Genomic DNA, 14,425 nt, shown 5'->3' on the forward strand with positions numbered 1-14,425 from the left:
TGCGTGTCGGCGTCCGGGGACCAGTTTTGGGCGACATGCATTGATGCTCGATACCGAGCCTGACCTTTCGGACTTTTCAACGATAGACTTTTCCAACGGCGCTGTTGCGGCCGTGTCCGGCGGCAGCGACTCGACCGCCCTCCTTCTTCTCCTCAAAGCTCACCTCGACCGCAGCGCCCCGACAGCCAGGCTGCTGGCGGTGACGATCGACCACGGTCTGCGTCCGGAAGCGGCGGCGGAAGCACACGCGGTGGCAAAGCTCTGTGCCGAGCGCGGCATCATGCACCGCACGCTCAACTGGTCCGGCGCCAAGCCGTCGACCGGCCTGCCCGCCGCGGCGCGCGAGGCACGCTACCGGCTGCTGGCCGAGGCCGCGCAAGCGCTAGGCATCGGTGTGATCGTGACCGGACACACCGCGGACGACCAGGCCGAGACCGTGCTGATGCGAGCCGCGCGAAATGATGGTCACGAGCCTGGTGAAACGGCAGGCCGAGGCCTCGCCGGCATGGCGCCGGCAACCCTTTATGACTGGCGGATCTGGATCGCGCGGCCGCTGCTCGGTGTACGGCGCGCGGCATTGCGCGCCTTCCTGCGGCGCGAACATGTCGGCTGGGCGGACGACCCGACCAACACGGATGCGCATTTCGAGCGGCCGCGCATTCGCAGCGTGCTCGGCGAAGACCGGAGCGGGCAGCGTTTTGCCGAGGCGATCGGCCTGGCCAGGCGTGCCGCAGCCGAGCGCGAACAACTCGGCCGCCGCGCCGCCGGGCTGATCGGTGAATTTGCCAGCCGGCCGGCGAAGGGTCTCATCCGCCTCGATCCCGGATTGGTCAAAGCCGACGACGCGGATGCAGCGGTCTATGCGCTGCGTGTTCTGCTGGCGGCGACCGGCGGCGTCGCCTTGTTGCCGGACCAGGCGCGTAGCGAAGCGCTGTTGGAGCAAATGCGGGCCGGACCGCTTTGCGCCACATTGTCGCGGACGGTCGTCGATAGCAGGCGCACCGGCATCTTCCTGTACCGTGAATCGCGCGACCTGCCGCCCGCCGCACCGCTGGCGGTGGGACTCTGGGACGGTCGCAGGCGGGTCACCGAAGCAGAGGCGATCACATTGGGCGACAGGTCCGGGGCATTGTTGATCGCGCCGCTCGGCGCTGCCGCCGCCGCCAAAGCGATTGCCGGGAATGGCGCACCGCCGAGCCTTGTCCGCGCCGCTTTGGCTGCGGAACCGGCGCTGTGGCGCGGCGGCGAATGCCTTGGCTTTGCCGGGGATGCAACGACGGTGCCGGCAAATGCCCTCAGCCCGGCCGTGACGCCTTTTGCACGCTTCCTGCCGTGCTTCGATCTGGCGCTGGCCGGGGCCATCGCCGAACTGACGGGCGCGCCGCCCGTCCCGGCCTTGCCTTCCAGCCGCCACAGTGCCGGTTGATGGTGGCGTGAAAGCTTAACCCAGACGTGCTGTTATGCTTGGCAAGGGGAGGCGCTCTCCCTATGTTAGGCCCAAGTTTCCTCATACGCGTGCCCCACCAGGTACCAACGGGACAATTGATGAATCCGAATTATCGCAATCTCGCGCTCTGGGCGATCATAGCGGTCTTGCTCATTGCTCTCTTCAATCTGTTCCAGACGCCGCAGACGCGCGGAGCCTCGCAAGACGTTCCCTATTCGCAGTTCCTGCAGGAGGTCGCGGCCGGCCGGGTCAAGACCGTGGTCATCGCCGGCGCCCGCATCTCCGGCACCTACGCCGACAACGCCAACGGCTTCCAGACCTATTCGCCTGGCGACCCGCAGCTGGTCTCGCGGCTGCAGGACAAGAACGTCACCATCAACGCACGTCCTGAATCGGACGGCTCCGGCTCGCTGTTCAGCTATCTCATCTCCTACCTGCCGATGATCCTGATCCTCGGCGTGTGGATATTCTTCATGCGCCAGATGCAGTCCGGCTCCGGGCGCGCCATGGGCTTCGGCAAGTCGAAGGCCAAGCTTCTGACCGAGGCGCATGGCCGTGTCACCTTCCAGGATGTCGCCGGCGTCGACGAGGCCAAGGAAGATCTGGAAGAGATCGTCGAGTTCCTGCGCGATCCGCAGAAGTTCCAGCGCCTGGGCGGCAAGATCCCGCGCGGCGTGCTGCTCGTCGGCCCTCCCGGCACCGGCAAGACGCTGCTCGCCCGCTCGGTCGCCGGCGAAGCCAACGTGCCCTTCTTCACCATTTCGGGTTCGGACTTCGTCGAGATGTTCGTCGGCGTCGGCGCAAGCCGCGTGCGCGACATGTTCGATCAGGCCAAGAAGAACGCGCCCTGCATCATCTTCATCGACGAAATCGATGCCGTCGGCCGTCATCGCGGCGCGGGCCTCGGCGGCGGCAATGACGAGCGCGAGCAGACGCTGAACCAGCTGCTGGTCGAGATGGACGGCTTCGAATCCAACGAGAGCATCATCCTGATCGCCGCCACCAACCGGCCCGACGTGCTCGATCCTGCGCTGTTGCGCCCGGGCCGTTTCGACCGTCAGGTGGTGGTGCCGAACCCCGACATCGTCGGCCGCGAGAAGATCCTCAAGGTGCATGTGCGCAACGTGCCGCTGGCGCCCAATGTCGACCTCAAGGTGGTCGCACGTGGCACGCCGGGCTTCTCCGGCGCCGATCTGATGAACCTGGTCAACGAATCCGCCCTGATGGCGGCGCGGCGCAACAAGCGCCTCGTCACCATGGCCGAGTTCGAGGACGCCAAGGACAAGATCATGATGGGCGCCGAGCGCCGCTCGTCGGCCATGACCCAGGCCGAGAAGGAGCTCACCGCCTACCACGAGGCCGGTCACGCCATTCTGGCGCTCAACGTGCCGTCCGCCGATCCGCTGCACAAGGCGACCATCATCCCGCGCGGCCGTGCGCTCGGCATGGTCATGCAGCTGCCGGAAGGCGACCGCTATTCGATGAGCTACAAGTACATGGTCTCGCGGCTTGCCATCATGATGGGCGGCCGCGTCGCCGAGGAGTTCAAGTTCGGCAAGGAGAACATCACTTCGGGCGCTTCCTCCGACATCGAGCAGGCAACCAAGCTGGCACGCGCCATGGTCACGCGCTGGGGCTTCTCCGACAAGCTCGGCCATGTCGCCTATGGCGACAACCAGGAAGAGGTCTTCCTCGGCCATTCGGTGGCGCGCACGCAGAACATCTCGGAAGAGACCGCGCAGATCATCGACGCCGAAGTGCGCCGGCTGATCGACGAGGCCTATGTCTCGGCCAAGTCCATCCTGACCAAGAAGAAGAAGGAATGGATCGCCCTGGCGCAAGGCCTGCTCGAATACGAGACGCTCTCCGGCGAGGAGATCAAGCAGCTGATCGCCGGGCAGAAGCCGGCGCGCGATCTGGGCGATGATACCCCGCCAAGCCGTGGCTCGGCCGTGCCGAAGTCCGGCCGTCGCAAGAAGGGCCCGGAGCCCGAAGGCGGCATGGAACCTCAGCCTTCGAGCTGAGGTACGGCCCGGACATCGATCGGAAAAACGCCGCGGTCTGACCGCGGCGTTTTTGGTTTTTGGGCGCAAGAGTTCCCGGCCGGACCGACGTCGCATCCATTCGCTTGACTCCTTTCACAGTCGGTATTGATTTAGCCGGCTGTCGTCGGGTCAACCGACGCGGGTGCGTGGGAGGTTATCATGGGCAAGAAGGACAAGCGGGCCAGAAATGCGCCGGTCGGAGGTGAGGTCCATCTCGACGCCGTTGAGGGCGAGGCAAAGGAAGCAGCCTGGAAATTGCCGAACGGTGATGCCGGCTACGGCAAGAAAAAGAAGAAGAAAGCCAAGCACGCCGACGCAAAAAAATCCTACCGCTACGTCGACGAACTGGTCCGGCTGCAATTCGAACTGATCAAGTTGCAGGACTGGGTCCAGAAGGAAGGGTTGAAGGTCGTCGTGATCTTCGAAGGCCGCGACGCGGCCGGCAAGGGCGGTGTCATCAAACGCATCACCGAAAGCCTCAATCCGCGCATCTGCCGCGTCGTGGCGTTGGGCACGCCGACCGAGCGCGAACGCAGCCAATGGTATTTCCAGCGCTATGTCCAGCACCTGCCCGGCAAGGGTGAGATCGTGCTGTTCGACCGCTCCTGGTACAACCGCGCCGGTGTCGAGCGCGTCATGGGCTTCTGCACCGACGACGAATACAGCGAGTTCCTGCGCTCCTGCCCCCTGTTCGAGGAAATGCTGATCAAGTCCGGTATCATCTTGATCAAATACTGGTTCTCGGTTGGGGACGACGAACAGGAACGCCGCTTCAAGGAGCGCATCGACAACCCGATCAAGCGCTGGAAGCTGTCGCCCATGGACCTCAAGTCGCGCGAACACTGGGTCGAGTATTCCCGGGCCAAGGACATGATGCAGAAATTCACCGATACCGATCAGTCGCCGTGGAACATCGTCGATGCCGACAACAAGAAGAAGGCAAGGCTCAATTGCATCAGTCATCTGCTGACGCGGATTCCGTATAAAGAGATCCGCCCGGCAAAGATAAAGCTGAGCCCGCGTCAGAAGGACGACGGCTATGTCCGTCCGCCCAAGACCAGCCAGCACTGGGTACCGACCGTCTACTGATCCTGCACAAAAGAAAAACCCCGCGAACCTGGACAGGTCCGCGGGGTCCTTTATCAGCTCGAAGCTTGGGAAATCAGCTCTTCAGCCGTGCATTGCACAGGCTGTAATAGCCGCCGCCCTTCTGGATCCAGCGCAGGCCGTTCAACGTACCTGCGTCCTTGTTGCCGTGGTAACCCTGCAGGCAGGTCTTCATCCGCGCCTTCGCGGGCTTTTCGGTCTTGAACTCGGCGGCGAGGGTGGTCGGGAATGTCACGCCCTCCGGTGCTACAGTGGGGGCGACCGCCGCGCTGGTTTCCTTCTTTGGCTGCGGCTCGGTTTTGACCGTATCCGCGCTGGCACTCTCCGCAGCGGACGTCGCGCATTTCTCCGTGCGGAAAGCGTTCCAATCCATGCCGTTCAGAGTGCCGCTTTCCTTGGCTGTGCGATAGGCCTCGCCACATTCCTTCATCGTCAGTGCGCTTGCGGGGGCGACGCTCCAAGCAACCCATGCCGTCACAACCAATGCCACCAATTTCAATCTGGACATAAGACCCTCCTGGTTGACAAAAGTTCGATGTCTTTTTGTATACTGTTTGTTCCGTATATGTTCAATCGGAATCTTTGCGAGCCATCGATAAGTCTGGCGGTGGGCAGTGTGGGCGAATAGATGATGCCGACAGCTTCCGCCATGTAGACGCGAGCAAAGCCGGGCATCTTCGAGCGCAACAAAAAGGCCCGCGCATGTTGCCATGCGCGGGCCTTTGTCTGGAGAATATGGCTACGCGGTCAGCTCTTCAGCTTGGCGTTGCACAGGCTGTAGAAGCCGCCGCCCTTCTGAATCCACTTCAGGCCTTTCAACGCATTGGCGTCCTTGAGAGCATAGTACTGCTCGAGGCAAGTATGCATGCGGGCCTTGCCGGGGGTTTCGCTGGCATATTTCTTGGAGATCGCGGTCGGGAACTTCACGCCCTTGGGAGCAACGACGGTCGGGGCTTCCGGATCGGCCTTGTAGCTCGCCTCGCTCGGAGCCGGCACGGTGTCGTCGTCATCTGCACCTGCGCCGCATTCGGCCTTGCGGAAGTCGTTCCACTTCTTGCCGCCCAGCGTGTTGGCAGACTTGGCCGCCTGATACTTGGCGCTGCAATCGGCCATGCTCAGGCCCTTGCCGCTGCTGTCGGCAGCTGCCTTGGCCGGTTGTACTGCCGCGGATGCGCCAGCGGCGCATTCGGTCTTGCGGAAGTCGTTCCACTTCGCGCCGTTGAGCGTGCCGGCAGCTTTGGCGGCCTGGTACTTGGCGCTGCATTCCTTTGATGTCAGGCCCTTGGCGCCATCGTCGGCTGCGGCTGCTGCCTTGGTCGTCGCCTTGGCGGGTTCTACCGCCGCGGATGCGCCGGCGGCGCATTCGGTCTTGCGGAAGTCGTTCCACTTCGCGCCGTTGAGCGTGCCGGCGGCCTTTGCCGCCTGGTATTTGGCGCTGCATTCCTTGGCTGTCAGGCCCTTGGCGCCGTCGTCGGCGGCAGCGGCTGCCTTGGTCGTGTCCGCCTTGGCCGCGGCGGCCTTCTTGGCCGGCTTGGCGGTCTCGGTGGTGGCGGCCGCGTCGGTGCCGCATTCGGCCTTACGGAATTGATTCCAGGTCTGTCCGTTCAGCGTGCCGCCGTCCTTGGCGGCATTATACTTGGTACTGCACTCGGCCATGGTCAGCGCGCTGGCGGGCGCCGCCATGAACAAGGTTGCGACGGCAAGACCCGTCAAAGTTGCAAGTTTATGGATGAGCATGGCGTTTCTCCCGTTGCTGCCGCCGCCGATGGTGTCCCTTTGGTGAATCAATAGCTCTCAACGCTAGGCTGCGCCAGATGCCAACCCGCGCCGATACCCCTGGAAAGCGCGTGCTCTCGACAAGGTGATGAAATCATTGCGATCTGCGGCCTCCAACAGCAGGGTTTGCCGGATCAAACTGCGCCGAGCGGTCCAGTGTGACTGGTATATTGCGGCGAGACCGTGTCATCGTGCTGCGCGGCGAACGGGCCTAGACAGCCCGCTACAATGATTTTCTAAGAATTCGTAATATACAATCACACAATGTGATCGTAAGGCCCGCCCGATTGTGGCATTAGAAGCCGGCTGAAAAACCGACGGGGATTCTGGCTAACATGGCAGGACGATATTTCGGCACCGACGGCATTCGCGGGCGCGCCAACAAATTTCCGATGACGGCTGAGATCGCGATGCGGGTCGGCATGGCCGCCGGCCTGTCGTTCCAGCGCGGCAGCCATCGCCACCGCGTCGTGCTCGGCAAGGACACGCGGCTGTCCGGCTACATGATCGAGAATGCCATGGTGGCCGGCCTTTGTGCCGCCGGTATGGATGTGTTCCTGCTCGGCCCGATTCCGACGCCGGCGGTGGCCATGCTGGTGCGCTCGCTGCGCGCCGATATCGGCGTCATGATCTCGGCCTCGCACAATCCTTACTTCGACAACGGCATCAAGCTGTTTGGGCCTGACGGCTACAAGCTCTCCGACGAGATCGAGGAGCGCATCGAGAGCATGCTCGACAAGGACATCGAATTGGCGCTGGCCGATTCCGACGGGCTTGGCCGCGCCAAGCGCGTCGACGGCGTGCATGACCGCTACATCGAATTCGCCAAGCGCACGCTGCCACGCTCGATGTCTCTGTCGGGTCTCAGGATCGTCGTCGATTGCGCCAATGGCGCCGCCTACAAGGTGGCGCCGGCCGCCCTTTGGGAACTGGGCGCCGAGGTCATTGCCATCAATGTCGAGCCGAACGGCTTCAACATCAACAAGGAATGCGGCTCGACCCATCCGGCCGGTCTGCAGAAGAAGGTGCATGAAGTGCGCGCCGATATCGGCATCGCGCTCGACGGCGATGCCGACCGCGTCGTCATTGTCGACGAGAACGGCACGATCGTCGACGGCGACCAGATCATGGCGCTGATTGCCGAGTCCTGGCACCAGAGCGGGCGGCTCGCCGGCGGCGGCGTCGTCTCGACGGTGATGTCCAATCTCGGCCTCGAACGCTTTCTCGGCGACATCAAGCTGCAGTTGCACCGCACCAAGGTCGGCGACCGTTATGTCGTCGAGCATATGCGCGCGCATGGGTTGAATGTCGGCGGTGAGCAATCAGGCCACATCGTGCTGTCCGATTTCTCGACCACTGGCGACGGGCTTGTCTCGGCGCTGCAGGTGCTGGCCTGCATCAAGCGGCAGAACCGGCCGGTCAGCGAATTGTCGAAGAAGTTCGAGCCGGTGCCGCAGCTGTTGAAGAATGTCCGCATCGCCGGCGGCAAGCCGCTCGAGGAAGCCCCGGTCAAGGCGGCGATCGAAGATGCGCGCAACCGTCTCGGCAAGGCCGGGCGACTGGTCATCCGGCCCTCCGGCACCGAGCCGCTGATCCGCGTCATGGCCGAAGGCGACGACCCACAACTCGTCGAAGCCGTGGTCAACGACATCGTCGACATCATTTCGGAAACGCGCAGCGCCGCCTGATCATGCTGCCTCCAGAGCGTTTCGCCGTTTCACGGAAAGGGCGAAACGCTCTATCTCTTTGTTTTTACGCAATTCCCAAGGGAAAGCGCTACGCGCTTTTCCCGGGAAAACCGCTCACATTTTCCTGGAATTGCTCCAGCGGCAGGCGCGAACTGCCGGCTCAAAGACCTCAAGGCCCGCCCTCCAGGCGGGCTTTTTGTTTTGGCCAGGGCGGTCCCGGCATGATGCCGGCAGAGGCTATTTGCTAAAATATCGAGAATTCGTGGTTAATCGACAGGGTTAAACGCCTTTTAACTTTTGCAATTCATTATCCACAACTGAGGTCAATCATATTCGGGCGGGCTGGACTTTCCCGACGGTTCTCAGGGGTGACAAGCATGTTCAATACAGCAAAAAAGGCTCTCCTTGCCGCGCTGCTCGCAGGCGTGGCCGGGCCGGTATTCGCCGCTGATCTGGCGGAGCCGCAAGTTGAGGAAGCACCGCCGCAGGCGGTTTACGAGCAGCCGGCAGATGTCGGTGGCTGGTACATCCGTGGCGATCTCGATTACCACAAGTCGGATCTACGCGGCGTCAACTATACGACTTATACAATCGATCCCGTCACCAACCTCATCACGCCTGGCGAAAGAAGTTTTGATACCGCCAAGCTCAAGGCCGGTTTCTCGCTCGGTGCCGGCGTCGGTTACAAGATCAACGAACACTTCCGTACCGATCTGACGGCCGACTACTGGTTCAAGTCGAAATTCAACGGCTCGACCTCGGATATCAACGGGACTTCGGTCGAAGTGTCGGAGATGAGCGCCTTGCTGCTGCTCGCCAACGCCTATGTCGATATCGGCACCTGGCATGGCGTGACGCCTTATGTCGGCGCCGGTATCGGTGGCGCGCATATCAAGTGGGATACGGTCCACGATCCGAATACCACCGAGACCAATCCCGGCTCGTCCAACTGGCGCTTCGCCTATGCGCTCATGGCCGGCGCTTCCTATTGCCTTACCGACAAAATCATCTTCGATGCGGGCTATCGCTTCTCCCATATTCAGGGCGGCCGCATGTTCGAATGGGATGCAAGCAGTTCCGGCCCAGGCCACGATCGTGGCTTCAATACGCACGAAGTGCGCGGTGGCTTGCGCTACCAGTTCGGCGGCAACAATGGGTGCGCCGCGCCGGTGGTGGCCTATCAGCCCGAGCCGGAGCCGATCTACACCAAGTAGTCGCTTCGAAATCCTGGAATTCGCGAACCGCCCGGCAAAGCCGGGCGGTTTTCGTTTGCGGATTGCGGTGCATTTCAATCGGCCGCGTGCGCTGAAGAAAGCCTATCGAAATCAATTCGGTAACGCCGCGTTATCCTTAACCCGCACTTAACCACTATGGTTAACAATGCCTGCTGAAACGGCGCTTGCAATCAAATGACGTGCGCCAATTTCAGGAGCCGGGGACCCATGAATTTCAAATTGCTGACAGTGCCGGCGCTCGCCGCACTCATGCTTGCTCCGCTGACGCCGGCGCAGGCCGCCGACTACGATCCGCCGGTCTATGTCGATCAGGCACCGGACTATCAACCGGTCGAGGTCGGCTCGGGCTGGTATCTGCGCGGCGACGTCTCCTATCTGGCGCAGAAGAGCTACCAGGATCAGGATTTCACCTTCGCGCCGGCGAGCTTCAGTGAAAAGCAGGATCCGGCCTTCGCCAGCATCGGCTTCGGTTATCATTTCAACGACTATCTGCGCGCCGACATCAATCTCGGCTATCTGCCGGGCAACAAGGTCGGCATCCACTACGACGACAGCGCGATCGTGGTAGTGCCGGCCACGGCAACGGTGGCGTCGGCATCCCTGGAGAACTATTCCCTGTCGGGGATGGTCAACGGCTATGTCGATCTCGGCACCTATGTCGGGATCACGCCCTATCTGGGCGCCGGCATCGGGCTCACCCGGAACAAATACAAGCTGTCGGCGAGTTACTTCACCGACAATCTCGACCCTACGGATGACTTCGAGCGGAGCGACAACAAGACCCAGTATGCCTTGGCCTATACGCTGGATGCGGGCCTGGCCTATCAGGTGACCAAGAATGTTTCCGTCGATCTCGGCTATCAGTATTTTTCGTCGCCGGATGCCGAATATGTCACGGCCGCGAGCCTGAACTCCTATCCGGTCCGCAAGGGCATCAGCAATCATCAGGTCAAACTCGGGCTGCGCTACGACCTCTGGTAGGCTGGCCAAGGACATCAAGCCCGACGGCGGATCTCTTCGATCCGCCGTTTGCGTTTGAGGTCACGACATCCTGATCGCGGATTTGCCAGTATCTTGTCAGCGACAAAAACTTTCCTCTTGACGCCTGATGGCTGAACGCATATCGCCGTCCGTGGGCCACCCCTCCCCAACGAGGGGCCACTATCTGGAAGGATAGACCACGATGACGACGCATACGAAGCCCGGACTCCGTCCGGCAAACCCCAATTTCTCTTCAGGTCCCTGCGCAAAGCGCCCCGGCTGGTCGGTCGAAGCGCTGAAGAATGCTGCGCTCGGCCGGTCCCACCGCGCCAAGATCGGCAAGACCAAGCTCGAACAGGCGATCGAGCTGACGCGGGAAGTTCTCCAGGTTCCAGCGGATTACCGCATCGGCATCGTGCCGGCGTCGGACACCGGTGCCGTCGAGATGGCGCTGTGGTCGCTGCTTGGCGAGCGCGGCGTCGATATGGTCGCCTGGGAAAGCTTTGGCTCCGGCTGGGTGACCGATGTCGTCAAGCAGCTGAAGCTCGCCGATACCAGAAAGATCGAAGCGGGTTATGGCGAGCTGCCCGATCTGGCCAAGATCGATTTCGACCGCGACGTGGTCTTCACCTGGAACGGCACGACCTCAGGCGTTCGGGTGCCGAATGGCGATTTCATTCCGGCCGACCGCGGCGGCTTGACCATCTGCGACGCGACCTCGGCCGCCTTCGCCCAGAGGCTCGATTTACAGAAGCTGGATGTCGTCACCTTCTCCTGGCAGAAAGTGCTGGGCGGCGAGGGTGCGCATGGCATGCTGATCCTCAGCCCGCGCGCCGTCGAGCGGCTGGAAACCTACAAGCCGGCGTGGCCGCTGCCGAAGATCTTCCGCCTGACCTCGGGCGGCAAGCTGATCGAAGGCATCTTCAAGGGCGAGACCATCAACACGCCGTCGATGCTGTGCGTCGAGGATTATCTCGATGCGCTTCATTGGGCGAAATCGATCGGCGGTCTCGATGCGTTGATTGCCAGAGCGGATGCCAATGCCGCGGTGCTCGACGGCTTTGTCGACAGATCCGCATGGCTCGGCCATCTCGCAGTCGATGCGGCGACACGGTCCAACACCTCCGTGTGTCTGTCCTTCAGCGATAGCCAAGTTGCGGCGCTCGATGCCGACGGGCAGGCGGCTTTCGCCAAGGCGATCGTCTCTGTGCTCGACAAGGAAGGCGTCGCCTATGACATCGGCTCCTATCGCGACGCTCCGCCCGGCCTGCGCATCTGGTGCGGCGCGACTGTCGAGACGTCCGATCTCGAAGCGCTGCTGCCCTGGCTCGACTGGGCCTTCGCCACGCAGAAGGCGTCGCTGAAGGCAGCGGCCTGAGATTGCATGGCGGCCCGCGGGCCGCCATTTCCCCGACAATCCAATTTAAGGAGGCCGCCATGGCGCCCCGCGTTCTCGTCTCGGATAAACTCTCCACCACCGCCGTGCAGATCTTCAAAGACCGCGGCATCGAGGTCGACTATCTGCCCGATCTCGGCAAGGACAAGGAAAAGCTGCTCGAAGTCATCGACCAGTATGATGGTCTTGCCATCCGTTCGGCGACCAAGGTCACGGAAAAGCTGATCAACGCCGCGACAAAACTCAAGGTCGTCGGCCGCGCCGGCATCGGTGTCGACAATGTCGACATCCCGGCGGCAAGCCGCAAGGGCATCATCGTGATGAACACGCCCTTCGGCAATTCGATCACCACGGCCGAGCATGCTGTGGCGATGATCTTCGCACTCGCCCGCCAGATTCCCGAAGCCAATGCCTCGACCCATGCCGGCAAGTGGGAAAAGAACCGCTTCATGGGCGTCGAGATCACCGGCAAGACGCTGGGCGTCGTCGGCTGCGGCAATATCGGCTCGATCGTCGCGACACGCGGCGTCGGCTTGAAGATGCATGTCGTGGCCTTCGATCCGTTCCTGTCGGACAGCCGCGCCGAGGAACTCGGTGTCGAGAAGGTCGAGCTCGACGAACTGTTCGCCCGCGCTGACTTCATCACGCTGCACACGCCGCTGACCGACAAGACGCGCAACATCATCGACGCAGCGGCGATCGCCAAGATGAAGAACGGCGTGCGCATCATCAACTGCGCTCGCGGCGGGCTGATCGTCGAGGCCGATCTGGTCGCGGCGCTGAAGAGCGGCAAGGTGGCCGGCGCCGGCGTCGATGTGTTCGAGGTCGAACCGGCGGAGAACAACGCGTTGTTCGGCATGGAAAATGTGGTGGCGACGCCGCATCTCGGCGCCTCGACGGCCGAGGCGCAGGAAAATGTTGCGCTGCAGGTGGCCGAGCAGATGGCCGACTATCTGATCAAGGGTGCGGTGTCCAACGCCATCAACATGCCTTCGATCACGGCGGAGGAAGCGCCGCGGCTGAAGCCCTTCGTCAAGCTCGCCGAAGTGCTCGGCGCCTTTGTCGGCCAGGTCACCGAGGATCCGATCAAGGAGGTCGAGATCCTGTTCGACGGCTCGACCGCAACGATGAACACGCGGGCGCTGATCAGTGCGACGCTCGCCGGACTGATCCGGCCGCAGGTCGCCGACGTCAACATGGTGTCGGCGCCGATCATGGTGAAGGAACGCGGCATCATCGTCGCCGAGGTCAAGCGCGACAAGTCGGGCGTGTTCGACGGCTACATCAAGCTCACGGTGAAGACCGAGCACATGACGCGCTCGATCGCCGGCACCTGCTTCTCCGACGGCAAGCCGCGTTTCATCCAGATCAAGGGCATCAATCTCGACGCCGAGGTCGGCCAGCACATGCTCTACACCACCAATGCCGATGCGCCCGGCATTATCGGCCTGCTCGGCACGGTGTGCGGCGAGAACGGCGTCAACATCGCCAACTTCCAGCTTGGCCGCAACCGGCCAGGCGGCGACGCCATCGCGCTGCTCTATCTCGATGCGCCGTTCCCGGAGAATGTGCTGGAACAGGTCAAGGCGCACAAGTCGATCGACTCGGCCAAACGGCTGCAGTTCGACGTCAACGCGATGTGATCCGCACTTCTCGCGACAGATCGAAAGGCTCGGCCCAGGCCGCGCCTTTTTCGTTTAAGCCGCCGGCAAGGTCACCGTCTTGCGCCCGCGATATTCGGCGAGCGAGATTCCGCCCAACACCAGGACGAGCGACAACGCCTGGTAGAGCTGGAATGTCTCGCCGACGATGATCACCGAAAGCAGCGTGCCGAAGATCGGCACCAAATTGATGAACAGGCCGGCGCGGTTGGCGCCGATCAGCTCGTTTCCCCTGATGTACGTCACTTGCGAGATGACCGAAGCGCCGATCGCGGTGTAGACGATGACGGACCAGCCCTTGATATCGGGAACGATGACCTTGCCGGCCGCGATCTCCCACAGGACGAAGGGCAGAGACGTGATGAGCGCCGCAACCGCAAGGGACAGCATCAGGCTCTGCCAGCGCATCACCGGTTTCAGCCGCAACCCGACCGAATAACCGCTGTAGAGGACGACTGCGACCAGCATGATGGCGTCGCCGAAATTGAGTTCCAATGTGAGCAGCCGGCGTGGATCGCCGTGGCAAGCGGTCAGGATGACGCCGAAAATGGTCAGCACCACGCCGGCAACCTGCGCCCAGCTCACGCGCAGGCGAAAGAAGATGAAATTGGCTGTCATGATCAGCACCGGCATCGCCGCCTGTTCGATCGAGACATTGATCGCCGTGGTGTAGTTGAGCGCTGTGTAGAAAATGGTGTTGAACAAGGTGAAGCCGCTGGCCCCAAGTGCAGCCAGGACGAACCAGTGTTTGCGCACCACCGGCCAGTCCTCCTTGATCGTGCGCCAGCCGATCGGCAGCAGGATCGCCACCGCCAGCACCCAGCGCAGGAAGACCAGCATCATCGGCGAGACATGGTCGACCGCCAGTTTGCCGGCGACGGAATTGCCGCCCCACAGCAAGGTGGTGATCAGCAGGAACAGGTAGGCGCGTCGGTGCATTGAGGGATTCCGGCCGCCGCAAGAGCTGTGGCGTTTGCCGGCCTATTGCCCCCGCCCACCCAAGTAAATGATGGCAAAGCCGAAAATTGTTGTGCCTCAGGGCATTTTCGGCGGCAAAGAAAGGTCGCGCTTGCGAGGTCTTGACGCTAT

General features: G+C 62.3%; 11 protein-coding genes. 8 read left to right on the forward strand and 3 right to left on the reverse strand.

Annotated features, from left to right (window positions below; genetic code table 11):
* Positions 1 to 43 precede the first annotated feature (43 nt).
* The 3 genes from tilS (at position 44) to ppk2 (ending at position 4,581) form a co-directional block, all read left to right on the forward strand.
* Complete coding sequence (gene tilS / locus AC1DYJ_RS07010; RefSeq protein ID WP_477286642.1) at positions 44 to 1,426, forward strand: tRNA lysidine(34) synthetase TilS; 1,383 nt, start codon at positions 44 to 46, stop codon at positions 1,424 to 1,426.
* Positions 1,427 to 1,545: 119 nt separating this feature from the next.
* Entirely contained in the window at positions 1,546 to 3,471 is a 1,926-nt protein-coding gene (gene ftsH, locus AC1DYJ_RS07015; RefSeq protein WP_477286644.1) for an ATP-dependent zinc metalloprotease FtsH, read from the forward strand.
* A 180-nt stretch (positions 3,472 to 3,651) separates the two neighbouring features.
* Positions 3,652 to 4,581 (forward strand): polyphosphate kinase 2, encoded by a 930-nt coding sequence (gene ppk2 / locus AC1DYJ_RS07020; RefSeq protein ID WP_477286646.1) that lies wholly within the window; start codon positions 3,652 to 3,654, stop codon positions 4,579 to 4,581.
* A 73-nt stretch (positions 4,582 to 4,654) separates the two neighbouring features.
* Here ppk2 and AC1DYJ_RS07025 read toward each other — a convergent pair whose 3' ends face one another.
* Together AC1DYJ_RS07025 and AC1DYJ_RS07030 are read right to left on the reverse strand one after the other, a co-directional pair.
* The gene (locus AC1DYJ_RS07025) at positions 4,655 to 5,107 is read right to left on the reverse strand and encodes a hypothetical protein (RefSeq protein WP_477286648.1); all 453 of its coding nucleotides are present in this window, start codon (positions 5,105 to 5,107) and stop codon (positions 4,655 to 4,657) included.
* A gap of 239 nt (positions 5,108 to 5,346) precedes the next feature.
* The gene (locus AC1DYJ_RS07030) at positions 5,347 to 6,336 is read right to left on the reverse strand and encodes a hypothetical protein (RefSeq protein WP_477286650.1); all 990 of its coding nucleotides are present in this window, start codon (positions 6,334 to 6,336) and stop codon (positions 5,347 to 5,349) included.
* Between the two features lie 374 nt (positions 6,337 to 6,710).
* Between AC1DYJ_RS07030 and glmM the strand changes: the two genes are divergently transcribed.
* The 5 genes from glmM to serA all read left to right on the forward strand — a co-directional run bounded on the left by glmM (position 6,711) and on the right by serA (position 13,318).
* On the forward strand, positions 6,711 to 8,063 hold the full coding sequence (gene glmM, locus AC1DYJ_RS07035) for a phosphoglucosamine mutase (protein ID WP_477286652.1): 1,353 nt from the start codon (positions 6,711 to 6,713) through the stop codon (positions 8,061 to 8,063).
* Between the two features lie 377 nt (positions 8,064 to 8,440).
* Positions 8,441 to 9,277, forward strand: a complete 837-nt coding sequence (locus AC1DYJ_RS07040) for an outer membrane protein (RefSeq protein ID WP_477286654.1) — start codon at positions 8,441 to 8,443, stop codon at positions 9,275 to 9,277.
* 228 nt (positions 9,278 to 9,505) lie between these two features.
* Complete coding sequence (locus AC1DYJ_RS07045) at positions 9,506 to 10,279, forward strand: outer membrane protein (protein WP_477286656.1); 774 nt, start codon at positions 9,506 to 9,508, stop codon at positions 10,277 to 10,279.
* A 202-nt stretch (positions 10,280 to 10,481) separates the two neighbouring features.
* The gene (locus AC1DYJ_RS07050) at positions 10,482 to 11,657 is read left to right on the forward strand and encodes a phosphoserine transaminase (protein ID WP_477286658.1); all 1,176 of its coding nucleotides are present in this window, start codon (positions 10,482 to 10,484) and stop codon (positions 11,655 to 11,657) included.
* Between the two features lie 59 nt (positions 11,658 to 11,716).
* On the forward strand, positions 11,717 to 13,318 hold the full coding sequence (gene serA / locus AC1DYJ_RS07055; protein WP_477286660.1) for a phosphoglycerate dehydrogenase: 1,602 nt from the start codon (positions 11,717 to 11,719) through the stop codon (positions 13,316 to 13,318).
* Positions 13,319 to 13,372: 54 nt separating this feature from the next.
* On the opposite strand, the gene AC1DYJ_RS07060 is transcribed toward serA, so the two are convergent.
* Positions 13,373 to 14,275, reverse strand: coding sequence for a DMT family transporter (locus AC1DYJ_RS07060; protein WP_477286662.1), 903 nt, complete (start codon positions 14,273 to 14,275; stop codon positions 13,373 to 13,375).
* Between the last annotated feature and the right edge of the window lie 150 nt (positions 14,276 to 14,425).

It is taken from the genome of Mesorhizobium sp. P2_B11, assembly GCF_056404855.1.

Coding starts and splice junctions, on each gene's coding strand:
- AC1DYJ_RS07045 (WP_477286656.1), top strand. CDS start 9,506: ATGAATTTCAAATTGCTGACAGTGCCGGCGCTCGCCGCACTCATGCTT.
- AC1DYJ_RS07050 (WP_477286658.1), top strand. CDS start 10,482: ATGACGACGCATACGAAGCCCGGACTCCGTCCGGCAAACCCCAATTTC.
- ftsH (WP_477286644.1), top strand. CDS start 1,546: ATGAATCCGAATTATCGCAATCTCGCGCTCTGGGCGATCATAGCGGTC.
- AC1DYJ_RS07060 (WP_477286662.1), bottom strand. CDS start 14,275: ATGCACCGACGCGCCTACCTGTTCCTGCTGATCACCACCTTGCTGTGG.
- AC1DYJ_RS07040 (WP_477286654.1), top strand. CDS start 8,441: ATGTTCAATACAGCAAAAAAGGCTCTCCTTGCCGCGCTGCTCGCAGGC.
- AC1DYJ_RS07030 (WP_477286650.1), bottom strand. CDS start 6,336: ATGCTCATCCATAAACTTGCAACTTTGACGGGTCTTGCCGTCGCAACC.
- tilS (WP_477286642.1), top strand. CDS start 44: ATGCTCGATACCGAGCCTGACCTTTCGGACTTTTCAACGATAGACTTT.
- ppk2 (WP_477286646.1), top strand. CDS start 3,652: ATGGGCAAGAAGGACAAGCGGGCCAGAAATGCGCCGGTCGGAGGTGAG.
- AC1DYJ_RS07025 (WP_477286648.1), bottom strand. CDS start 5,107: ATGTCCAGATTGAAATTGGTGGCATTGGTTGTGACGGCATGGGTTGCT.
- serA (WP_477286660.1), top strand. CDS start 11,717: ATGGCGCCCCGCGTTCTCGTCTCGGATAAACTCTCCACCACCGCCGTG.
- glmM (WP_477286652.1), top strand. CDS start 6,711: ATGGCAGGACGATATTTCGGCACCGACGGCATTCGCGGGCGCGCCAAC.